This window comes from Amycolatopsis sp. NPDC051716 (genome assembly GCF_040681595.1).
Taxonomy (GTDB): Bacteria; Actinomycetota; Actinomycetes; order Mycobacteriales; family Pseudonocardiaceae; genus Amycolatopsis.
The window spans coordinates 202,939-224,981 of record NZ_JBFAZA010000010.1 but is presented as its reverse complement, the minus strand read 5'-3'; the positions used below and the strand labels follow the sequence as shown (position 1 = coordinate 224,981).

Below are 22,043 nucleotides of genomic sequence, written 5' to 3'. Positions count from 1 at the left end.
CTCGTGCTCGACCGGCTGATCGCCAAAAGCCCGTTCGCCGTGGTCGTGACGGCGGCCCTGGAGGAGTCCCGCCGCCGCGGCGACCGACGGCTCGGCACCGAACACCTGCTGCTGGGCTTGTTGCACGACCCGGACAGCGCGCTCGCGCTCGGCATCGGCCTGACCGAGGCCCGCGCGGCCCTGGACCGCCTGGACCGGGCGGCCCTGGCGGCGCTCGGCATCGAGGTCGAAGGCCTCCGCCCGGCCGAAGTCCCGGCGCGGCGCGGAAAGCTGACGCTGGGAGCGTTCACCTCCGGTGCGCGCGCGGTCGTCAACGAGGCGATCGGCGGGACGCCCCGGCCGCGCGATCCGGCGCGGCTGCTGCGGGTGCTGCTGAAGCTGGCGCCGCCCGACCCGGCGGCCGATTTGCTGGCGGAACTCGGCGTCGACCGGGAAGCGGTTCACCGGTCGCTGGATTCCCGCACCTGATCGCGCGCTTTTGGCTACGGTGGGCGAACCGGTAAATGAGCCACAGGAGGACCGGGTGCCGCGTCCCGAGCGACCCTTGGATCCCGGGGACGATCTGCTCGTCGAATTCGCCGCCGATCTCCGGCGGTTGCGCGAGAGCGCCGGAAATCCGACCTACCGCGAGCTCGGGCGGCGCGCGCACTACTCGGCGGGAACGCTCTCGGAAGCCGCCGGCGGGCGGAAACTCCCCAGCTTGGCGGTCACGCTGGCCTACGTCCGGGCCTGCGGCGGAGCGCCGGGGGAATGGGAGGAACGCTGGCACGCCGTCGCCGAAGAGTCGCGTGCGGACGGTACCGATTCACCGCGCGAGCCGGAAGCCGGGGAAACTCCGCCGTATGTCGGGCTGGCCGCTTTCACGTCCGCCGACTCGGATCGATTCTTCGGCCGCGAACGGCTCGTCGAAAAAGTTGTCGAACGGCTCGGGAGACAGCGTTTTCTCGCCGTCCTCGGCGCGTCCGGCTCGGGAAAGTCGTCCCTGCTGCGGGCCGGGCTGCTGCCTTCGGTGAAGGGGCCGGCCGTGCTGCTCACCCCGGGGCACCGCCCGCTGGAGGAGTGCGCGGTCAAGTTCGCCGCCGCGCTCGGCGTCGCGCCCGGGGCCCTGTTCGACGACTTCGCCGCGCACCCGCGCCACCTCGGCCTCGCCGCGCGTCAGCTGGCCGACGGCGAGGACGAGGACCTCGTGCTGGTCGTCGACCAGTTCGAAGAGGTCTTCACCCTCTGCCAGGACGACCAGGAGCGGGCCCGCTTCCTCGACGCGCTCGTCACCGCGACCACCGAACCCGGCAGCCGCACCCGGGTCGTCCTCGGCATCCGCACCGACTTCTACACCCACTGCGCGCGGCACGCCGAGCTCGCCGAGGCCATGCAGGACGCCCAGATCCTGGTCGGCCCGATGACGACCGAGGAGCTCCGGCAGGCGATCTCGCGGCCCGCCGTCGACACCGGGTACCGCGTCGAAAACGCCCTGGTCTCCCGGCTCGTCGCCGACGCCACCGGCCAGCCCGGCGTGCTGCCGCTGCTTTCGCACGCGCTGCTGGAGACGTGGCGGCGCCGCCGCGGCACCACGCTCACCCTCGCCGCGTACGAGTCGACCGGCGGCATCGAACGGGCCATCGCGCAGACGTCCGAAGGCACCTTCGCCAAGCTTTCCCCGCGCCAGCAGCGGCTGGCGCGGCAGATCTTCCTCCGCATGACCGCGCTCGGCGAAGGCACCGAAGACACCAAGCGGCGCATCGGCCGCGCCGAGCTCGACGCCGACGACGCCGACGACACCGACACCGCCGTGGTTCTCGCCGAGCTGGCCGCGGCCCGGCTGGTCACCCTCGACGACACCGGCATCGAGATCGCCCACGAAGCCCTCATCCGCGGCTGGCCGCGGCTGCGCGAGTGGCTCACCGAGGACCGCGAAGGCCTGCGCGTCCACCGGCAGCTCACCGAGGCGACCGGCGCCTGGGAGTCCGTCGACGAGGACCCCGGCTGGCTCTACCGCGGCACCCGGCTGGCCATCGCCCGGGAGTGGGCCGCGCACCAGGACTCGGCGCTGTCGCGGCGCGAACGGCGGTTCCTCGACGCGAGCCTCGCCGTCGAACACGCCGAGCGGGACCGCGACCGCCGCCGCACCCGGCGGCTCCGCCAGCTGGTCGCGCTGCTCGCGGTGCTGCTGGTCGTCGCCGTGGCCGCCACCGCCTACGCCGTGCGCGCCGAGACCACGGCCACCGAGCAGCGCAACGACGCGCTCGCCTACAAGGTCGCCGGCCAGGCACTGGCCATGCGCGCCACCAACCCCGCGCTGGCCGCGCAGCTCGCGCTCGCCGCGTACCGCCTCGATCCCGGGGCCGACGAGCGCAGCGGCCTGCTCGGCATGTTCGGCACGCCGTACGCGACGCGGCTCACCGGGCACACGGGCCGGGTCAACACCGTCGCCCTCCGCCCGGACGGGCGGGTGATCGCCACGGCCAGCTGGGACGGCACGGCCCGGCTCTGGGACGTCCACGACCCGCACCACCCGGCGCCGCTGGGCGTGCTCGCCGGGCACGAAGGCAACGTGAACAACGTCGCCTTCGCGGCCGACGGCCGGACCGCCGCCACCGCGGGCTTCGACGGCACCGTCCGCGTCTGGGACGTCTCCGACCCGGCGCGGCCGGGGCCCGGCACGACGATCGAGCGGCACGAAGGCAAGGCGTACGCGGTGGCCTTCAGCCCGGCCGGGCCGCTGCTGGCGACCGCCGACGTCAAGGGCACGATCCGGCTCTACGACACCACCGACGCCGCCCACCCCCGGCCGGTGGGGGAGCTGACCGGGCACACGTCCTACGTCAACAACCTCGCGTTCAGCGGCGACGGCCGGCTGCTCGCCTCCGCGTCGGCCGACAAGACCGCCCGCCTCTGGGACGTCGCTTCGCGGACCCAGCTCGGCGTCGTGGCCGGGCACACCGACGTCGTGCACTCGGTGGCGTTCAGCCCCGGCCGGGCCGTCCTCGCCACGGCGAGCCAGGACCAGACCGCGCGGCTGTGGGACATCGCCGACCCGGCCCACCCGGCGCCGCTGGCCTCGCTCACCACGCACAAGGCGATCGTGCGCTCGGTGGCCTTCGCCGCCGACGGGCGCACGCTCGCCACCACCGGCTTCGACCGCACGGCCCGGCTGTGGGACGTCGCCGACCCGCGGCAGCCGCGTGAGCTCCAGTCGCTGCCCGGGCACACCAGCGCGGTCGTCGCCGCGGTGTTCACCCGCGACGGCCGCACCCTCGCCACGGCCAGCGACGACCAGTCCGCCCGGCTCTGGGACCTGCCCGGGCCCGCCGTCGCCGCGCACACGGCCCAGGCGTGCCACGTCACCTTCGGCCCCGGCGGCAAGCTGCTGGCTTCCGGCGGCTACGACGGGACCGTGCGGCTGGACGACCGCACGGACCCCCGCGCGCCGCGGGAGCCGGCCACGATCGGCGGGTTCGGCGACGCGGTCTGCGGCGTCGCGATCAGCCCCGACGGCCGGACCCTGGCCACCGGCAGCTGGGACCACACGATGACGCTGCGGGACATCACCGACCCGGCCGAGCCCGGGCCGCCGGTGGTGTTCAACCGGCTCCACGACGACGTCGACGCGGTCGCCTTCAGCCCGGACGGCCGGCTGCTCGCCACCGCGGGCGACGGCCACACGGCCCGGCTCTGGGACCTCGCCGACCGGGCCCGGCCGGTCGAGATCGCGAAGCTCGAGGGCCACGGGGACGACGTGCACACCCTCGCCTTCCGCCCGGACGGCCGGACGCTCGTCACCGCGGGCTGGGACCACACCGCGCGGCTCTGGGACATTTCGGCGCCCCGGGCGCCGCGGCCGCTCGCGAAGCTGACGGGACACACCGACACGATCTTCTCGGTCGCCTACAGCCCCGACGGCAGGCACGTCGCCACGGGGAGCGCCGACCGCACGGTCCGCCTGTGGGACGTCACCGACCCGGCGCACGTGCCGCCCCCGGTGGTGCTGGACGGCCACGCGGACGTCGTCATGTCGGTGTCCTTCAGCGGCGACGGCCGGACGCTGGCGTCCGGCAGCTACGACCGGACGATCCGGCTGTGGGACGTCGCCGCGGCGACGCCGTACGCGGTCCTGCCCGAGCAGCGCGACCGCGTCTACGCCGCGCAGTTCGCGCCGGACGGCCACACCCTGGCGGGCGGGGGTGCGGACGGCACCGTGCGGTTCTGGGAGGCCGATCCGGACCGGGCGGCCCAGCGGATCTGCGCGGCGGTGTCACCCCGGATCACCGAAGCCGAATGGAGCGAAAGCTTCCCGGACCTCGGTTACGCCCCACCCTGCCCCTGAACAGCGCGCCGAAGTTTGTTCGGCGTTGTTGTTCGGTGGGTGAGCGCGGACACCGAACAACCCGGATCGGCTAGACATGCCCTTGGACGCGCTCGTCCCACGACGTTCATTTCACCGGGGGTCTGAAGGGCTCCTTCGAGGGCACGGGAACCCGCCCCCCGCCCCCCGAAGGGGCCCTTCAGCGTCTCTCGCGCCCGGATCAGGCGGCGGGGATCCAGTCCGGGTTCGAGGCCAGCACGATCAGCTGCTGCGTCGCGCGGGTCAGCGCCACGTACAGCACCCGGCGGCCGGTAGTCGATTCCGTGATCAGGTCGACCGGCTCCACCAGCACCACCGCGTCGTACTCCAGGCCCTTCGAATCCAGGCTGCCGACGACCTTCAGCCGCTCGTCCGCCTGCCCCGCCAGCCAGCCCGCGACCTCCGGCACCCGGTCCATCGCGGTGATGACGCCGACCGTGCCTTCGACCGCGCCCAGCAGTTCCTTCACCGCCGCCTGCGTCGCCGCGGCCAGGCCGGCCGCCTCCACCGGGCGGACCTCCGGCTCCACCCCGGTGCGGCGGACCGCCACCGGCAGCTCGCCGGACTCCGCGTGCCCGGCCACCACCTTCGCCGCCAGGTCGAAGATCTCGGCCGAGTTCCGGTAGTTCGTGCGCAGCGTGAACCGCCGCCGGGCGGTCTTGACACCGAACGCCTGGTCGCGCGCCGAAGCCGCCTCCGCCGGGTCCGGCCACGAGCTCTGCACCGGGTCCCCGACCACCGTCCAGCTGGCGTACTTCCCGCGCCGGCCCACCATCCGCCACTGCATCGGCGACAGGTCCTGGGACTCGTCGACGACCACGTGCGAGTACTCGTCGTAGTGCTCCGGCCGCGTCGGCGCGCCGCCCGAGCGCTGCGGCTCGACCTCGATGACCTGGCGCCGCTTGCGCTTCGGCTCCGGCCCGGTCAGGACGCGCAGCTCGTCCAGCAGCGCCACGTCCGCGATCGACCAGCCCCGCGACCGGTCCGCGAAGTCCGCGGCCAGCATCGAGATCTCCGCCCGGTTCAGGACGCCCTTCGCCGCCGAGGCCAGCCGCTTCTCGTCGCCCAGCCACTTGAGGATCTGCGCCGGGTACAGCACCGGCCACCAGACGACGAGGAAGCGGTGGAAGTCGATCCGCTCGCCCAGGTCGGTGATCAGCTCGGCGCGGTCGAACGGCCTGCCGTCGTCCTTGGCGTGCTCCTCGGCCTTCGCGGCGAGGGCGTCGAGCAGCATCTCGGCCGCCCGGATCCGCGACCGGTTCGGCGGCGCGCCCTGCGTGTGGGCCTTGCGGCGGATCTTCTCCAGCTCGCGCGCGTTCAGCTTCAGGACCTCGCCGCGGTAGACGATCCGCATCTCCTCCGGCGCCTCCGGCGGCGTGTCCCGCAGCGCCCGCAGCAGCACCTTCCGCATCCGCAGCGACCCCTTGACGGCGGCGAGCGGCGCCGCGTCCTGCCGCGTCGCCTCCAGGCCGTCGAGGACTTCGCCGAGCGCGCGCAGTTCGACGTTCGTCTCCCCCATGGAGGGGAGGACCCGCGAGATGTAGCTGGTGAACACGCCCGACGGCCCGATGACCAGCACCCCGGCCCCGCCGAGCTGACGGCGGTAGCGGTAGAGCAGGTAGGCGGCGCGGTGCAGCGCGACCGCGGTCTTGCCGGTGCCCGGGCCGCCGGTGATCTCGGTGACGCCCCGCCAGGGCGCCCGGATGACCTCGTCCTGCTCCTTCTGGATGGTCGCGACGATGTCGCGCATCTTCTCGCCGCGCGAGCGGCCCAGCGCCGCCATCAGCGCGCCCTCGCCGACGATCTGCATGTCCTCGGGGACGGCGTCGGCGATCAGGACGTCGTCGTCGACGTCGAGGACGTTCTGGCCGGAGCAGCGGATCACGCGCCGCCGCACGACGTCCATCGGTTCCTCGGCGGTGGCCTGGTAGAACGCGGCCGCGGCCGGCGCGCGCCAGTCCGTGACGAGGTTGTCGAACTCGGCGTCGCGGATGCCGAGCCGGCCGACGTAGGTGCGTTCGCCCTCGCGGTCGTCGAGCCGGCCGAAGACGAGGCCTTCGTACTCCGCGTCGAGCGTCTGCAGCGTCTGGTTGGCGTGGTGGACCATCATGTCGCGCTCGAACAGCATCGACGCCTGCTCGAAGATCGCCTCGCGCTGCGCTCCCTGGCCGATCTCGTAGCCCTTCGTACGCATCGCCTCGGCCTGGGCCTTCAGTTCGTCCAGACGGGTGTACACGCGATCGACGTGGGCTTGCTCGATGGCGATCTCGGCCCGTCTGACCCGAGGTTCGGACACGCATGGCTCCTTGACAGCTTTGGGATCGCCTCCGAGGGCGAAGAACGACTCTACGCGGTGGCCCGGGCGGGGACACCCGTGTCCCGGTCATCCGCGCCGCACGCGTTCCCCGCACAATCGGGGGGTGACCAGGATCGTGGCCGGGACGGCGGGCGGACGGCGGCTGAAGGTGCCGCCGAAGGGCACCCGGCCGACGTCGGAGCGCGTGCGGGAAGCCCTGTTCAACGCCCTCGAGACGGCCGGCGAGCTGGACGGCGCCCACGTCCTCGACCTCTACGCCGGGTCCGGGGCGCTCGGCCTGGAAGCCCTCTCGCGCGGCGCGGCGGACGCGCTGTTCGTGGAGTCCGACCGGCGCGCGGTGGACGTCCTGCGCGGCAACGTCGCGGCGCTCGGCCTGGGCGGCACGGTCCGGGCCGGGGCGGTCGAGGCGGTGGTCGCGGCGCCCGCACCGGCCTCGTTCGACCTCGTGCTCGCCGACCCGCCCTACGCCGTGGACGCGGCCGCGCTCGGAACCGTGCTGGCGGCGCTGGCCGCGGGCGGCTGGCTGGGGTCGTCGGCCCTGGTGGTGATCGAGCGCGCCGCCCGCGACGGTGAGCCGGACTGGCCGCCGGGCTTCGCGCCGACGCGCGCGAAGAAGTACGGCGACACGGCCGTCTTCTGGGCGGAGTACACAGCTGTGGCGTGAACCACGCGGCGGAGACCGGGTCCGGCACGGTAGCGTCCGCGCCATGCGGCGTGCGGTCTGTCCCGGTTCCTACGATCCGGCCACCAACGGGCACCTCGACATCATCGAACGGGCGAGCGTGCTGTTCGACGAGGTCGTCGTCGCGGTGGGGGTGAACCGGTCGAAGAAGGGGCTTTTCGAGGTCTCCGAACGGCTCGACATGCTCCGCGAAATCACCGCGAAGCTGCCGAACGTGCGGGTCGACTCCTGGGAGGGCCTGCTGGTCGACTACTGCCGCGACCACGACATCGCGGCGGTCGCCAAGGGCCTGCGCTCGGTCAGCGACTTCGACTACGAGCTGCAGATGGCGCAGATGAACCGCGAGCTCACCGGCGTCGAGACGCTGCTGATGGCGAACAACCCGGCGTACGGCTTCGTGTCCAGCTCGCTGGTCAAGGAGGTCGCGGCGCTCGGCGGTGACATCGAGCACCTCGTCCCGGCGGTCGTCTACGAGCGGCTCTCGGAGAAGTTCCCCAAGCTCGGGCGCTGACCCGCCACCGAGTCCACATCGGACGCCGGCTGTCCGGTTCCCGTCGTTCGGCCCCCTCCGTTCGTCGGGACTTGGGGCCGGTGGTGCGGGAGTTCACGTCGACGTCTCCCGACGATCATCCGATCGGGTTACGGTCCGAAAATGGCCAACTACCGATCACGCCTGGTCGCGGTCTTCTTCGCGCTCCTGGCCACGCTGTTCGCCGGGGTCACCGCCGCCGCAGCGGCTTCCCCGGCTGCCCCCGCCGTCGTCGCGCAGAACGCGTGCGGGAACCTCTCCGGCTTCTCGCACACGACGCTTTCGGCGCTGCCGCCCGAAGCGACGAAGACGTACAACCTGATCCAGACCGGCGGGCCGTTCCCGTACCCGAAGAACGACGGCGTCGTCTTCGACAACCGCGAAGGCGTGCTCCCGGCCTGCGCCTCGGGCTACTACCACGAGTACACGGTGCCCACGCCGGGCTCGAGCACCCGCGGCACGCGCCGCATCGTGACCGGCAGCGCCGGCGAGTACTTCTACACCGGCGACCACTACGCCACCTTCAAGGTCATCGACATCGGCGGCGGCACGACGCACGCCTGCGGCGATCTCTCGGGCCTGGCGAAGATCGGCTACTCGCAGCTGTCGCCGGCGGCTCGCACGGTCGTCGACAACGTCCGGAACGGCACCTCGGCCGGCACGACCTACGAGAACCGCGAAGGCGTGCTCCCGGCCTGCGCGTCCGGCTACTACAAGCTCTTCACCGTCGGCACGAACGACCGCGTGATCTCCGGCAAGGCGGGCGAGCTGGCCTACACCCCCGACCACTACGCGACCTTCAAGCGGATCGACCTGAATTCCTGAACCGTGCAACGCGCCGCGCCCCCTCGTCCGTGAGGTACACCGAAACGAGGACGAGGAGGCGCGATGCGGGCTGCGGAGGACGCGGACTTCCGGGAGTTCGCCCGGGCGCGGGCGGGTGCGCTGAGACGGACGGCGTACCTGCTGTGCGGCGACTGGCACCTCGCGGAGGACCTCGTCCAGGTCGCGCTGATCAAGCTGTACCGGGTGTGGCCGAAGGTCGCCCGGCGGGGGCCCGTCGACAACTACGCCCGGCAGGTCCTGCTGCGCTGCTGGCTCGACGAGCAGCGGCGGCCGTGGCGGCGTCGCGAACGCCGTGACGGCGTCGTACCGGACCAGCCCTCTTCCACGTCCGAGGCCGGGATTTCCGACCCGCTCCTGCGCGCCCTCGCCGAGGTTCCGCCGAAGCAGCGCGCCGCCGTCGTCCTCCGCTACTGCGCCGACCTCCCGGCCGCCGAGGTCGCGGAGGTGCTGCGCTGCTCGGAAGGAACCGTCCGGAGCCAGGCCGCCCGCGGGCTCGAGACCCTCCGTGGCGTGCTCGAGCACAGCTCGGAGAGGAGCGCGTGATGCACGAACTCGAAACCCGCCTGCGCGAGGTGGACGTCCCGGAACCGCCGCTCGGCTTCGACCCGGACGCGGTCGCCGACCGCGCGGCGCGCCACGTCCGTCGTCGCCGGGCGGGACTCACCGGCACCCTCGCCGCGGCCTCGGTCGTCGCGGCCGTGGTGGTGTTCGCCCCCGGTACGCCGCCGGTTTCCCCGGCCGCCCCGCCCACCCCGCCGTCGCTCGCCGACCAGGCACGGATCCGGCAGGCCCTCACCGACGCCGTCACCCGGGTGCTGCCGGGGGTGCGGGGCCTGACGGTCGGCACGTCCCCGGCCGATGTCATCGGCCCCGGGCGGATGGCCGTGACCGCCATCTTCGCCGACGCGGCCGGACGGCCGGGGGACTTCCAGCTGACGGTGTACGGCCGCCGGGCGCCGGGCGACCGCGTGCCCGTGATCGGGTCCTGCGCCGAGCCGGAGTCGGTCGACCTGCGCTGCGAGCGGATCCCGCAGCCGGGCGGGGCCGAGCTGCTGGTGTTCGAAACCGGCTACGTGAGCGCCGGGGGGATCACGAAGCTGCGCGGCTTCAACGGCGTCCTCCACCGGGCCGACGGCTCGACGGTGACCCTCACCGACGCCGCCGACGACGCCGCCGACTCGGCGCAGCTGACCGAGGAGCAGCTCGCGAACGTGATCACCGATCCGGCCTTCGCGCTGCCCGGGTGACTTCGGCGCCGGGCGTGGTCCAGGGGGACACGCCCGGCGCCGTGCGCGTTCACCGCTTCGACGCCCGATGCGGGCAGACTGGACACAGCGACAGGGGATTGGAGTTGCCGTGTACCGGGTTTTCGAGGCGCTCGACGAGCTCGTCACGATCGTCGAGGAGGCGCGCGGCGTCCCGATGACGGCCAGCTGCGTGGTACCCCGGGGTGACGTGCTCGAGCTCCTCGACGACGTCCGCGACGCACTGCCGGCGGAGATCGACGACGCCCAGGACGTCCTCGACAAGCGCGACGACCTCATCCACGCGGCCCGCAAGGAAGCCGGCGAGACGGTGGCGGGCGCGAATGCCGAGGCCGAGCGCGCGATCGCCGACGCGACGGACGAAGCGGAGCGCATCCTTGCCGACGCGCGGGCCCGGGCGGAGCAGATGCTCGCCGACGCGCACGACCAGGCCGACCGCACGGTGGCGGCGGGCCAGGCGGAGTACCAGAACCTCACGGACCGGTCCCGCGCCGAGTCCGAGCGCATGGTCCAGGCGGGCCGCGACGCGTACGACCGCGCCATCGAAGACGGCCGGGCCGAGCAGGCTCGCCTGGTCGCCCAGACCGAGGTGGTCCAGGCGGCCCACGCGGAGTCGGCCCGCATCGTGGACGAGGCCCACGCGGAGGCGGACCGCCAGCGAGCGGACTGCGACGCGTACGTGGACGGCAAGCTGGCGGAGTTCTCGGAGCTGCTGGCGACCACGCTGCGAACGGTCGATTCGGGCCGCAACCACCTGCGCTCGCCGGCGAACCTGCCCAGCTCCGGCGGCCGGCCGACGCTCTACGACTACCAGGTGTGACGAGCCTCTCGGCCGGCTGCCGCTCGCCCGGACGTCGCGAATGACTCATTCGGGACGTCCGAGGTCCCGAATGAGTCATTCGCGACCTTCCAGGAGCGACCCTCGGACCCCCGCCCGGCCCCTGGTACACCGTCCCAGCTCAACAGGGGTGGCGGCCCGTGCGTACCCTGGACTGGATGTCCGAGAACAAGACCCCCCAGCTCGACGACCGCAGCCCATGGGTGATCGACACCCGTGAGCTCGGCCGTCACGCCGGCCTCAGCCGCGCCCTCACGCGCAGCGTGCCGGTGGAGACGCCGCTCGGCGTCCCCGATGTCATCACCATCGAAGCCGGCTCCGAGCTGGAACTCGACCTGCTGCTCGAGTCCGTCGTCGAAGGCGTCCTCGTCAGCGGCACCGCGAAAGCGCTGGCGAAGGGCACCTGCGCCCGCTGCCTCGACCCGCTGACCGAAGAGGTCGAGGTCGAGGTCCAGGAGCTGTTCGCCTACCCGGGGTCGGCCACCGAGGAGACCACGGACGAAGACGAGATCCCCCGGCTGATCGACGACCGGATCGACCTCGAACCCATCGTCCGCGACGCCGTCGTGCTGGCCCTGCCGCTGGCCCCGCTGTGCACGGAAGACTGCGCCGGGCTCTGCATCGAGTGCGGCGTCAAGTGGGCCGATCTCGAGCCCGGACACGGGCATGAGAAGATAGACCCTCGGTGGGCCGCACTGGTCGAGCGCTTCGACGAGAACGCGGGCGAAAAGCCTGCGCAAGGGCCCAGCTGAGCAAGCCTGACGAGCGTCCAGCTCGTTCCGGAGGAAAGTTCGCTCGCACCGCGAGCAGACCGTCATAAGGAGATCTACTCGTGGCCGTCCCGAAGCGGAAGATGTCGCGATCCAACACGCGCTCCCGCCGCAGCCAGTGGAAGGCGGCTCCGGTGCAGCTGGTGCCCTGCTCCAACCGCGCCTGCAAGCAGCCGAAGCTCCAGCACATCGCGTGCCCGTCGTGCGGCCAGCACAACGGCCGCCAGGTCGTCGAGCCCGCCTGATCGGGTAGCCGATATGGGGGGCAAGACGCCCGGGGGACCACCAGCCGATCCGGCGCCGTTGCTCGAAGCGCTCGGGGTCGTTCTCGACCCCGAGCTGCTCCGGCTGTCGCTGACCCACCGTTCGTACGCGTACGAAAACGGGGGGCTGCCGCCGAACGAGCGGCTGGAGTTCCTCGGTGACGCCGTGCTCGGCCTCGTCGTCACCGATCACCTGTACAACACGCATCCCGATCTGCCCGAAGGTCAGCTCGCGAAGCTCCGCGCCAGCGTCGTCAACATGCACGCACTGGCGCGGGTGGCGCGCGGGCTCGGCGAGGGCGGGCTCGGGGCGCACCTGTTGCTCGGCAAGGGCGAAGAGCTCACCGGCGGCCGGGACAAAGCGAGCATCCTCGCCGACGGGCTGGAAGCCGTGATCGGGGCCGTGTACCTCGAACACGGCATCGAGATCGCGCGCAAGCTCGTCCACCACCTCTTCGACGGCCTGCTCGCCGAAGCTCCGCTGCGCGGGGCCGGGCTCGACTGGAAGACGAGCCTGCAGGAGCTGACCGCGTCGGCCGGTCTCGGCGTGCCCGAGTACAAGGTCGAAGACACCGGGCCGGACCACCGCAAGGAGTTCACGGCCACGGTGCTCGTCGCGGGCCGTCCCCTGGGCAACGGCGCCGGTTCGACGAAGAAGGAAGCCGAGCAGAAGGCCGCCGAGACGGCCTGGCGCTCGCTGTCCGCCGAACTCGAGGCGCAGAAGAAGGCCGAGCCGGCGTCCTGATCAGCGGGAACTCCTGTTGACGCTTTCCCGGAACGCTCAGTAGCGTGTGGACATCCGCCGCCCGAAGCTCACTGAGAGGTTTGGCGGATGCGTCTGTTCTTCGTACCCTTGATCGCCGCGGCGCTCGTCGTCGTGCCCGGACCGGCGGCCTCGGCCGCGCAGGTCCGCGTCACTTCGCTGGCGGCACTGCAGTCCGCAATGGACAAAGCAAACCCCGGCGACACGATCACGCTCGCCGACGGGAGCTACTCCGCGGGCTCGACGCTGTCGATCAAGCGGTCCGGCACCGCCTCGGCGCCGGTGACGATCGCCGCCGAGCACACCGGCCAGGCGACCATCACCGGCTCGAAGACCTTCTCCTTCGCGAGCGGCGTCTCGAACGTGGTGCTGCGCGGGTTCAAGTTCCGGGGCAGCGCGAAGCTGAGCGTCCCGGCCGGCGCGTCGAACAACCGCTTGACCCGCAACGACTTCCAGCTCGCCACCGACGGCAACTGGGTGACGGTCAGCGGCGACGACACCGTCGTCGACCGCAACGTCTTCCAGAACCGCACCAGCCAAGGCGTGTTCCTGCAGATCCTCGGGCCGTCCGGCGCCATGGCGAAGCGCGTTCACGTGCACCACAACTACTTCTACAACCACCAGTTCAGCGGTTCGAACGGTGGTGAGTCGATCAGGCTGGGCCTCAGCGACCACCAGTCGTACACGGCCAACGCACTGATCGAAAACAACCTGTTCGAGAAGGCCGACGGCGACAGCGAGGCGATCTCGGTCAAGTCGTCGGACAACGTGGTGCGGTACAACACGATCCGCGACAGCCGAGGCTACATCGTGCTGCGCCACGGCAACCGCAGCACCGTCGAAGGCAATGTGCTGTTCGGTTCGGGAATCCGGTTCCACGGCAACGACCACAAGATCGTCGGCAACTACGTGGCGAATTCCGGCGGCCGCGCGATCGTGTTCGGCTCCGGCGACGAGGCGGACAGCGGGCCGACGAGCAAACTCCACGACCGGCCGGACCGCGTCACGGTCGCGTACAACACGGTGCTGGGCAGCACCAGCGTGATCGACGGCGACGGCGGCGACTTCAAGCCGAAGGACTGCGTGGTCGCGGACAACATCGTCAAGGGGACGTCGGGGACGCTCGTGACGCTGCCGAGCGGGTCGACGGTCAAGTACGAGGGCAACATCACCTTCGGCGGCACGGCGGGCGTTCCGTCGCGCAACGTCGACCCGAAGCTGGTCAAGGACGCGGCCGGGCTCTACCGGCTGGCTTCGGGCAGCCCGGCGATCGACGCGGGCGTGGGTTCGTACCCGTTCGCCGCGAAGGACTTCGACCTGCAGACCCGCACGGGCACCTTCGACGTCGGCGCGGACGAGTATTTCGCGTCGGGCGCGACGCGGGTCCCGCTGACGAAGGCGGACGTCGGCCCCAGCGCGCCGTAACGGCGTCGTCCGGCGGCGCCGAACAGAAACTGTCGTACCCGCCGGGCACAATGGCCGTATGCCCGAACTTCCCGAGGTCGAAGTCGTCCGCCTGGGCCTGCAGGCGCACGTCGCGGGGCGGACCATCCGCGAGGCTGAGGTCCTGCACCCGCGCGCCATCCGCCGGCACGCCCTGGGTGCGGAGGACTTCGCGCAGCGGCTCGCCGGCACCCGCGTCGAGGCGGCGCGGCGCCGGGGCAAGTACCTGTGGCTGGAGTTGTCCGACAAGGAGGCGCTGCTGGCCCACCTCGGCATGAGCGGGCAGATGCTCGTCCAGCCGGAGGGCGCGCCGGACGAAAAGCACCTGCGGGTCCGCCTGCGCTTCGACGACGACGGGCCGGAGCTGCGGTTCGTCGACCAGCGGACGTTCGGCGGCCTGGCCCTCGACGACCTCAGCGACATCGGCAGCGACGTCCTGCTCCCGGACACGATCGCGCACATCGCCCGCGACCCGATGGACCCGGAGTTCGACCTCGACGCGGCGGTGCGCGCGCTGCGGTCGCGGCGCACCGAGGTCAAGCGGGCGCTACTCGACCAGACGCTCGTGTCGGGCATCGGCAACATCTACGCGGACGAAGCCCTGTGGCGCGCTCGCCTGCACTGGGCCCGTCCGACCGAAAAGCTGACCCTCGCGAAGGGGCGGGAGCTGCTGTCGGCGGCGTCGGACGTGATGAACGCGGCGCTGGGGGCGGGCGGCACGTCGTTCGACGCGCTGTACGTGAACGTCAACGGGCAGTCGGGGTACTTCGACCGGTCGCTGGACGCGTACGGCCAGGAGGGGATGCCGTGCCACCGGTGCGGCACGGCGATCCGGCGGGAGCCGTTCATGAACCGTTCGTCGTTCTCGTGCCCGCGGTGCCAGCCGCGGCCGCGGGCGAACTCGGGTAGATAAAGGGGGTTCGCCTTTCAGCTAAGATGAATGTGCCTGGTAGCTGAGGGAGTGCATCGTGGTCAAGGAGCCCGGAAAGTCGACGCTGGCCGACAAGATCGACCGGCTGTTCCACGTGGTCCGCAGGCCCGATCGGGAGCCGTACAGCAACGAAGAGGTCGCCAAGGCCTGTCGCGAAGCGACGGGTGAGAGCTTTTCGACCACGTACCTGTGGCAGCTGCGCACGGGCCGCCGCGACAACCCGACCAAGCGGCACCTCGAGGCGCTGGCGCAGTTCTTCGGAGTCCCCCCGGCGTACTTCTTCGACGACGAGCAGAGCAGGAAGATCGCGGAGGAGCTGGCCCTGCTGGGTGCCCTGCGCGACGCGGGGGTCCGGGATTTGGCGTTGCGGGCGGTGACGTTGTCTTCCGACGGCCTGGACACGATCAGCGACATGATCGACGCGATCGCCCGGCGGGAGGCCGGCCGCGGCGGCCCGAAGAAGGAGAGCTGAGGGGGAGGAACTCGCCATCGGGGGAGCTGCCGGGCGTTGTCGCGAAGCGCTGGTGCGGGTGGGGATTCGCCTGCGGGCGTCTGCCCATCGGTGCTTGCGGACCATCGCCGTGGGTTCGGGAATTTTCTCACCTCCGCGTGCCGTCGCCCGGTATCGTCGCGAATCGTCGTTCCGGCCGCCGAGCCGCCCGCGGGGCACCGTCTTCCGCGTCCGCGCGTCGGATTTTCGACGGCCGCGCAACCACGGGCGCTCTGCCGCGTTGATCCGGCTGGAACCGTCCGCGGCGTGGTGAAGGAGGGCTGAGGTGGCGCGACCATGGTGGCGGCGGCGACCGGCCCGCTCGCTGTGGCGGCGGGCCCGCGAGGTCGCCGACGGCGTCAGCCTGCCCGAACCGTTCGATGCCGAGGACTTCGTCGCGGGCCTGGCCGCCGAGCGCGGGCGCCCCATCGAACTCATGCCGGTCAGCGCTCCCGAAGGCGCGCCGTGCGGGTTGCTGATGAGCACCGAACGCGCCGACTACATCCTTTACCCGACGAACACGACCGCGTTGCACCGGCGGCACATCCTGCTGCACGAGGTCGGGCACCTGCTGTGCGGTCACGTCGGCGCCGACGCCGGCGCCGACGGCGTCGCCATCGATGCCGCCGCCGGGCGGCAGCTCATGCCGAACCTTTCGCCGGAGCTCGTCCGGCGCGTGCTCGGGCGCACCACCTACTCGGAGGTCGAAGAGCGCGAAGCCGAACTCGTCGCGAGCTTGCTCGCCCAGCGCGTCGTCCGGCCCGCGGAGCCGCGCGAACCCGCACCCGACGTCCCGGATGGCGTGCGGCGCTTCGATTCCTTGTTCGGCCGCCGCACGCCGTGATCGAAACCCTCGCCTACTACCTCTGCACGGCGGGTTTCGCCGGGTTCGGGTACAAGCTGATCGAGGCACGCCGCAGCCAGCCGGTGCGCACGATGTGGTTCCTCGCCGGCTTCGGCATCTGCATCGCCGCCGGCATCCTGGTGCTGACGCCGGCGATGTCGGCGCTGGCCGGCCCGGGCCCGGTGGCCGAGTGGGTCCTGAACCTGTCCGGCGACGAGCTGAAGCTGGGCGCGATCGGGTTCGCGGTCGCCTTCACGCAGTCGGTGTGGCGCGGCGACGGCGCCCGGCTCGCCCCGCACGCGCTGTTCACCGCGGCGACGATGGTGCTGCTCGCGGCGTGCTTCGCGCTTTCCGAGCCGCGGCGCGTGGGCGATGACACGCTCTTTTCGGCCGCCGGCCTGCCGTTCGCCGTGGGCGACAAGGTGCTGTTCCTGGTGTACAGCCTGATCAGCCTCGGCCTGCTGTTCGCGGTGTTCGTCCGCAGCGCGTGGCACGCGGAGCCGGGACCGCTGCGCGCCGGGCTGTGGCTGCTGGTCGTCGGCGTGGGCGCGGCGGCGGCGTGGACGTTCTGGGACGTGGACGACGTCGTGCAGCTGGCGCGAACAGGGCGGATCGGCGCCCGCGAGGACGTCCCGTCTTCGGTACTCGCGGCCGTGACGATCGGTTTCGTGGCGGCGGGCGCCACGCTCAGCGCGTGGTCACCGGCGGTGTCGTCGCTGGTCGGCCGGGTCCGCGCGTACCGGGCGTACCGCCGCATCGAGCCGCTGTGGACGGCGTTGCGCACGGCGGTCCCGGGCATCGCCTTGGATCCGGGCCGCAAACTGGCGGGCGGCGCGGAGTTCGCGCTGTACCGCAGGGTCATCGAAATCCGCGACGGCCACCTGGCGCTCCGAGCCCACTTCGACCCGGACCTCCCGGCCCGCGCAGAGGCGGCGGCGCGCCGGGCGGGAGTCCGCGAGGCGGAGGTGGCGGCCACGGTGGAAGCGGTAACCCTGGCGGCGGCGATCGAGGCGGGCCGCGCGGGTCGCCGCTTCGCCCGCGAGCCCGACCACGCGGCGGAACCGGACACGGAAGCGGACGTGGTGACCGAGGCGGCTTGGCTGGTCCAGGTGAGCCGGGCCTGGCGCCGCCTCGACGCGGTGGTGGAGCGGGTCGAGGCGGCCACACCCGCCTAACCGCCCCGAACGACTCGCCACAGCGGACCCCAAAGCGCCCCAATGTGGCCTTGGTTGCGTTGGGCGCACCGAAGGCCACATTGGGTGCGTTGGATGCACCGAAGGCCACATTGGGTGCGTTGGGCGCACCGAAGGCCACATTGGGGCGCTTGGGGTGTTCCCGGCCGGCTCCGGCACTCAGCGCGGGTAGCGGGCGCCGTTCACCGTCACCCTCAGGGTGTAGACCGAGCTGGAAGCCGTGATGAACAGCTCGTTTCCCCGTGCGCCGCCGAACGTGAAGTTCGAACACACCTCCGGGATCCGCAGCTTGCCGATTCTCGTGCCGTCCGAAGCGAAACAGTGCAGGCCGTCGTGGGCCGCCGCCCAGACCTGGCCTTCGCTGTCCACCCGCACTCCGTCGAAGCCGCCGCTGTCGCTCGTCGCGAAGATCTCGCCGCCGGTCAGCTTTCCGCCTTCCGCCACGGAAAACACCCTGATGTGGCTCGGGTCCTGGCGCGTGTCCGCGATGTACAACCGCGACTCGTCCGCCGAAAACGCCAGGCCGTTCGGCCGGCTGAAGTCGTCCGCCACGATCGTCACCGAGCCGTCCGGGGCCGCGCGGTACACGTGGCAGGCGCCGATCTCGCTCTCGGCTCGGTACCCCTCGTAATCGCTGTCGATTCCGTAACTCGGGTCGGTGAACCAGATTGACCCGTCCGAGTGCTCGACCACGTCGTTCGGGCTGTTCAGGCGCTTTCCTTGATACTTCGACGCCAGCACCGTGATCGAGCCGTCGTGCTCGGTGCGCGTCACGCGGCGGGGCCCCTGCTCGCAGCTGATCAGCCGGCCCCGGCGGTCCACCGTGTGGCCGTTCGCGTACCCGGACGGCTGACGGAACACGCCGACCTGGCCCGTTGTCTCGTCCCAGCGCATTGTTCGGTCGTTCGGGATGTCGCTGAACACCAGGTAGCGGCCGGCCGGGAAGTACGCCGGCCCCTCCGTCCAGCGGCAGCCCGTGTGCAGGCGCTGCGTCCACTCGTCGCCGTTGACGCGCGCGAACCGCTCGTCCAGCAGCTGGAAGTCCGTCTTGATCAGGTCCACCGCTCACTCCTCCTGAAGTTCTGTCAGGAGCATGATGGCCGAACCACCCTCCGCCGTGCACACTACTGTGCAATGCGTGGTACCTTCCCAAGCGTAAGACTGGAGGGTGCAGTGGAGATCAGTCAGCTGCTCAAGGGCGTACTCGATCTCGCCGTTCTCGCGGTGCTCCGCGACGAAGACGGCTACGGGTACGACGTACTGAGAAGACTCCGGGCCGCCGGCCTGGACGAGGTGGGGGACGCGTCGGTGTACGGGACGTTGCGCAGGCTCTACAAGGCCGGCTTGCTGACTTCGTACGTAGTACCCAGCGAAGAGGGACCGCACCGCAAGTACTACAGCCTGAACGAACCGGGCCGGGTCCGGCTGGCGGAGTCCGGCAAGACGTGGCAGAGCTTCGCATCGACGATGAACGTGCTTTTGGGAGAGGCAGCATGAGCGACAAGCCGACGGCCGTGCGGGTGTATCTGGCGCGGGTCCGGACCGCGCTCGCCGACCTGCCCGCGAGCGAGATCGAAGAGATCCTCGAGGACGTCCGCCCGCACCTGGCCGAATTGGAGGCCGAGCTGGGGGAGGGTGCCCGCGTCGAGGCCCTGATCGAACGGCTCGGCTCGCCGGAGAGCTACGCCGCCGAACTGCGCGCGTCCGGGGGGTACCCGGCGCCGGGGGAGGACGGCACGCAGGTGCTCGCGACGGGCGCGCCCAGCCTGGCGAAGCCGCGGATCGCGTTGTGGGGCCTGGTGTTCTGCTCGCTGGGGCTCGCCCTGCTCGCGTTCAGCGCCACCGTCTCCCGCAGCCTGGACGCCTTCAGCGGCTTGCTCCTGTTCGCGCCGGTCTTCTTCGTCAGCCTGGCGCTGCTGCTGCGCGGCGGGATCGAGCCGGTGCTGGCGCTGCCCGAAGTGCGGTGGCTGCGCGCCACGGTGGCGAAGGGACGCGACCAGGAGGACACCGGCAAGTTCCTGCGTTATGCCGGTTCGCTCAAGCCGGCGTGGTGGGTGGTGTGCGCCGTCGTGCTGGTCGCGTTCGGGCTGCTGCTCATGCTGCGGCACCGGAGTGCGGTGCTGCTGCTGCCGCTGCTGATCCTCGCGGCCGTCGGGGCGCTGTGGGCGGGCCCGCGGGTCCGCACCGACCGGCGGCTGCTGTGGATGGCGGTGCCGATCTCGGCGTTCGTCATCGGGGGTGCCCTCGGCGGGTTCGGCATCGCGATCGACCTGTTCGCCCACGGGAGCAGCTACTCGGGTCCGACGTCGTACTCCTCGTCTTCGGTCGACCACTACGGCAACGACCAGCTGACCTACGGCGGCCGCGACGTCGAGAACGTCTACGCCTTCGACGCCGAAGGCAAGCCGCTGACCGAGGTCTACCTCTACGACGAAGAGGGCAGGCCGCTCACCGTGACCCGCTACGCCTGCGAACCCGCGACCGGCGGCACGCGCAAGCTCGGCGAGGACAACCGGTTCCCCCGGCCGAAGATCGAGCAGGGCGTCACCGACGACCAGGGCAACTACAACGGCTACAACGGCCACCGCGGCGCCTGCCGCGAGCTCGCCGGCGTGCCGTTCAGCGCGGCGATCCCGAAGGTGACGGTGCCGGCCGCGACCCCCACGCCGCTGGCGTCACCGACGCCGACACCGACCAGGTAAGGGGCCGCGAGGGCGCGTTCACCCGTTGCGAACGCGCCCGAAACGCCGGGCGAACGTGCGCGTGCTGAGCTGGGCGGGTGACGCCATCCACGGACAGCTTCGCCCCGCGCACCCGGGTCGTCCACGGGTACGAGCGCGCCTACCGGATGGCCGGGCGCGGGCCGGCCCTGCTCTTCCTGCACGGCATCGGCGACGACTCGTCGACCTGGCTGGAGCTGCTGGCGTCGCTGTCGGCCGACTTCACGGTGATCGCGCCCGACCTGCTCGGCCACGGCTCGTCGGCCAAGCCGCGCGCGGACTACTCGGTCGCGGCCTACGCGTGCGGCATGCGCGACCTGCTGACCACCCTCGACGTCGACCGGGTGACGGTGGTCGGGCACTCGCTCGGCGGCGGTGTCGCGATGCAGTTCGCCTACCAGTTCCCGGAGCGGTGCGAACGCCTCGTGCTGGTCGGCTCGGGCGGGGTCGGCGCGGGCGTCCACCCGCTGCTGCGCCTGGCCGCGGCGCCGGGGGCGGGGCTGGTGCTGCCGCTGCTGGGGACGCCGCCCGCGGTGGCGGCGCTGCGCGGGTTCGCGGGGCTGCTGCGGCTCTTCGACGACGCGGACCTCGACTACGTGCTGACCCGGTACGTGCGGCTGGTCGAGCCGGGCACGCGCTCGGCGTTCCTGCGGACGCTGCGCTCGGTCGTCGACTGGCGCGGGCAGGTGGTCAACATGCTGGATCGGTGCTACCTGACCGAGGGCATCCCGACGCTGCTGGTGTGGGGCACGGAGGACCGGGTGGTGCCGAGCGGCCACGCGCTGCGGGCGCACCGGGCGATGCCGGGCAGCAGGCTGGTCCTCTTCGAGGGCGCGGGCCACTTCCCGCACCGGTCGGATCCGGAGCGGTTTCTCGAGATCTTGCGGGAGTTCTTGGCGGAGACGCCGGCGGCGCGGTACGACCGCGCGGGGTGGGGGAAGCTGCTGCGGGCGGGGCGTCCGGTAGGAGCTCCCGAGGCGGCGGGGGTTCCGGACGTGCCGACGGTGTCGTCGGGGACTTGAGCGGGGGGCGCGCGGGCTTGCCGGGTGGCTGAGTGATCGTGGAGGCGGCCTCCTCGGTGATTCCCGGGGGCGGGTCGCCTCGGTGAAGAAAGGGCAGCGGCCGGGAGGCGCCGCCGGCGCGGGACGACCGCGCGAGTTGGGGGAAGCTGCTGTGGGCGGGGCGTCCGGTGGAAGCTCCCGAGGCGGCGGGGATCCGGACGTGCCGCGCGCGGGTCGTCCGGATGAGCTCCGGAGACGGCGCGGTCCCAGGAGTGCTGTGCGCGGTTCGTCCGGGGGAGCTCCGGAGGCGGCGGGGGTGCCGGACGTGCTGTGCGCGGTTCGTCCGGGGGAGCTCCGGAGGCGGCGGGGGTGCCGGACGTGCTGTGCGCGGTTCGTTCGGAGGAGCTCCGGAGGCGGCGGGGGTGCCGGACGTGCTGTGCGCGGTTCGTCCGGGGGAGCTCCGGAGGCGGCGGGGGTGCCGGACGTGCTGCGCGTGGGTCGTCCGGGGGAGCTCCGGAGGCGGCGGGGGTGCCGGACGTGCTGCGCGCGGGTCGTCCGGGGGAGCTCCGGAGACGGCGCGGTCCCAGGAGTGCTGCGCGCGGGCTGTCCGGAGCGGCTATTGGATCCGGCGGGGGTTCCGGACGTGCCCGATCGTGTCGCCGGGCACCTGAGCAGCCCCCGTTTTCCACGCTACCGGCGGGCGCCGACAACTTCCGGCCGCCGGTGGGCCGGTGTGGATGATCGGGGCGCCGGCTCGGCGTTGTGGACAACCCGGGCCGCGCTTGCCGAGGACGCCGGGAACTGTC

The 22,043-nt window shown here is 72.2% G+C and carries 21 protein-coding genes; 19 read left to right on the top strand and 2 right to left on the bottom strand.

Annotation, left to right across the window (positions count from 1 at the left end; genetic code table 11):
- Positions 1–3: 3 nt before the first annotated feature.
- Both AB0M30_RS16465 and AB0M30_RS16460 read left to right on the top strand, forming a co-directional pair.
- On the top strand, positions 4–468 hold the full coding sequence (locus AB0M30_RS16465) for a Clp protease N-terminal domain-containing protein (protein WP_364584805.1): 465 nt from the start codon (positions 4–6) through the stop codon (positions 466–468).
- 76 nt (positions 469–544) lie between these two features.
- A complete protein-coding gene (locus AB0M30_RS16460) occupies positions 545–4,324 on the top strand; it encodes a hypothetical protein (protein ID WP_364584909.1) in 3,780 nt (1,259 codons plus the stop codon).
- Positions 4,325–4,523: 199 nt separating this feature from the next.
- Here AB0M30_RS16460 and AB0M30_RS16455 read toward each other — a convergent pair whose 3' ends face one another.
- Complete coding sequence (locus AB0M30_RS16455; protein WP_364584803.1) at positions 4,524–6,638, bottom strand: ATP-binding domain-containing protein; 2,115 nt, start codon at positions 6,636–6,638, stop codon at positions 4,524–4,526.
- Between the two features lie 124 nt (positions 6,639–6,762).
- On the opposite strand from AB0M30_RS16455, the gene rsmD reads away from it, so the two are divergent.
- The 14 genes from rsmD to AB0M30_RS16385 all read left to right on the top strand — a co-directional run bounded on the left by rsmD (position 6,763) and on the right by AB0M30_RS16385 (position 17,498).
- On the top strand, positions 6,763–7,323 hold the full coding sequence (rsmD, locus tag AB0M30_RS16450; protein ID WP_364584801.1) for a 16S rRNA (guanine(966)-N(2))-methyltransferase RsmD: 561 nt from the start codon (positions 6,763–6,765) through the stop codon (positions 7,321–7,323).
- A gap of 43 nt (positions 7,324–7,366) precedes the next feature.
- Positions 7,367–7,852: a pantetheine-phosphate adenylyltransferase gene (gene coaD, locus AB0M30_RS16445; RefSeq protein WP_103343876.1), complete on the top strand. Its 486-nt coding sequence runs from the start codon at positions 7,367–7,369 to the stop codon at positions 7,850–7,852.
- A 141-nt stretch (positions 7,853–7,993) separates the two neighbouring features.
- The gene (locus AB0M30_RS16440) at positions 7,994–8,695 is read left to right on the top strand and encodes a ribonuclease domain-containing protein (protein WP_364584799.1); all 702 of its coding nucleotides are present in this window, start codon (positions 7,994–7,996) and stop codon (positions 8,693–8,695) included.
- Between the two features lie 63 nt (positions 8,696–8,758).
- Positions 8,759–9,259, top strand: a complete 501-nt coding sequence (locus AB0M30_RS16435; protein ID WP_364584797.1) for a SigE family RNA polymerase sigma factor — start codon at positions 8,759–8,761, stop codon at positions 9,257–9,259.
- Positions 9,259–9,963, top strand: a complete 705-nt coding sequence (locus tag AB0M30_RS16430; RefSeq protein ID WP_364584795.1) for a hypothetical protein — start codon at positions 9,259–9,261, stop codon at positions 9,961–9,963. Before AB0M30_RS16435 ends, AB0M30_RS16430 begins: the two co-directional genes overlap by 1 nt.
- Before the next feature lie 109 nt (positions 9,964–10,072).
- Positions 10,073–10,801 carry a DivIVA domain-containing protein gene (locus AB0M30_RS16425; protein ID WP_103343880.1) on the top strand — a complete coding sequence of 243 codons (729 nt, stop codon included), beginning with the start codon at positions 10,073–10,075 and terminating at the stop codon, positions 10,799–10,801.
- Between the two features lie 176 nt (positions 10,802–10,977).
- Complete coding sequence (locus tag AB0M30_RS16420; protein WP_364584794.1) at positions 10,978–11,571, top strand: YceD family protein; 594 nt, start codon at positions 10,978–10,980, stop codon at positions 11,569–11,571.
- An 80-nt stretch (positions 11,572–11,651) separates the two neighbouring features.
- Positions 11,652–11,834: a 50S ribosomal protein L32 gene (gene rpmF, locus AB0M30_RS16415; RefSeq protein WP_013223689.1), complete on the top strand. Its 183-nt coding sequence runs from the start codon at positions 11,652–11,654 to the stop codon at positions 11,832–11,834.
- A 13-nt stretch (positions 11,835–11,847) separates the two neighbouring features.
- Positions 11,848–12,597: a ribonuclease III gene (gene rnc / locus AB0M30_RS16410; protein WP_364584792.1), complete on the top strand. Its 750-nt coding sequence runs from the start codon at positions 11,848–11,850 to the stop codon at positions 12,595–12,597.
- 87 nt (positions 12,598–12,684) lie between these two features.
- Positions 12,685–14,040: a polysaccharide lyase 6 family protein gene (locus AB0M30_RS16405; RefSeq protein WP_364584790.1), complete on the top strand. Its 1,356-nt coding sequence runs from the start codon at positions 12,685–12,687 to the stop codon at positions 14,038–14,040.
- 58 nt (positions 14,041–14,098) lie between these two features.
- Positions 14,099–14,971, top strand: coding sequence for a bifunctional DNA-formamidopyrimidine glycosylase/DNA-(apurinic or apyrimidinic site) lyase (mutM, locus tag AB0M30_RS16400; RefSeq protein WP_364584788.1), 873 nt, complete (start codon positions 14,099–14,101; stop codon positions 14,969–14,971).
- A gap of 55 nt (positions 14,972–15,026) precedes the next feature.
- Positions 15,027–15,461, top strand: coding sequence for a helix-turn-helix domain-containing protein (locus tag AB0M30_RS16395; RefSeq protein WP_013223693.1), 435 nt, complete (start codon positions 15,027–15,029; stop codon positions 15,459–15,461).
- A gap of 304 nt (positions 15,462–15,765) precedes the next feature.
- Complete coding sequence (locus AB0M30_RS16390; protein ID WP_364584786.1) at positions 15,766–16,323, top strand: hypothetical protein; 558 nt, start codon at positions 15,766–15,768, stop codon at positions 16,321–16,323.
- The gene (locus tag AB0M30_RS16385; protein ID WP_364584785.1) at positions 16,320–17,498 is read left to right on the top strand and encodes an MAB_1171c family putative transporter; all 1,179 of its coding nucleotides are present in this window, start codon (positions 16,320–16,322) and stop codon (positions 17,496–17,498) included. Before AB0M30_RS16390 ends, AB0M30_RS16385 begins: the two co-directional genes overlap by 4 nt.
- 177 nt (positions 17,499–17,675) lie before the next feature.
- Here AB0M30_RS16385 and AB0M30_RS16380 read toward each other — a convergent pair whose 3' ends face one another.
- Positions 17,676–18,578, bottom strand: a complete 903-nt coding sequence (locus tag AB0M30_RS16380) for an SMP-30/gluconolactonase/LRE family protein (RefSeq protein WP_364584783.1) — start codon at positions 18,576–18,578, stop codon at positions 17,676–17,678.
- A 111-nt stretch (positions 18,579–18,689) separates the two neighbouring features.
- On the opposite strand from AB0M30_RS16380, the gene AB0M30_RS16375 reads away from it, so the two are divergent.
- The 3 genes from AB0M30_RS16375 to AB0M30_RS16365 all read left to right on the top strand — a co-directional run bounded on the left by AB0M30_RS16375 (position 18,690) and on the right by AB0M30_RS16365 (position 21,258).
- Entirely contained in the window at positions 18,690–19,013 is a 324-nt protein-coding gene (locus AB0M30_RS16375) for a PadR family transcriptional regulator (protein ID WP_360169097.1), read from the top strand.
- Positions 19,010–20,218, top strand: coding sequence for a hypothetical protein (locus tag AB0M30_RS16370; RefSeq protein WP_364584781.1), 1,209 nt, complete (start codon positions 19,010–19,012; stop codon positions 20,216–20,218). Before AB0M30_RS16375 ends, AB0M30_RS16370 begins: the two co-directional genes overlap by 4 nt.
- A gap of 77 nt (positions 20,219–20,295) precedes the next feature.
- Entirely contained in the window at positions 20,296–21,258 is a 963-nt protein-coding gene (locus AB0M30_RS16365) for an alpha/beta hydrolase (RefSeq protein ID WP_364584779.1), read from the top strand.
- Positions 21,259–22,043 lie beyond the last annotated feature (785 nt).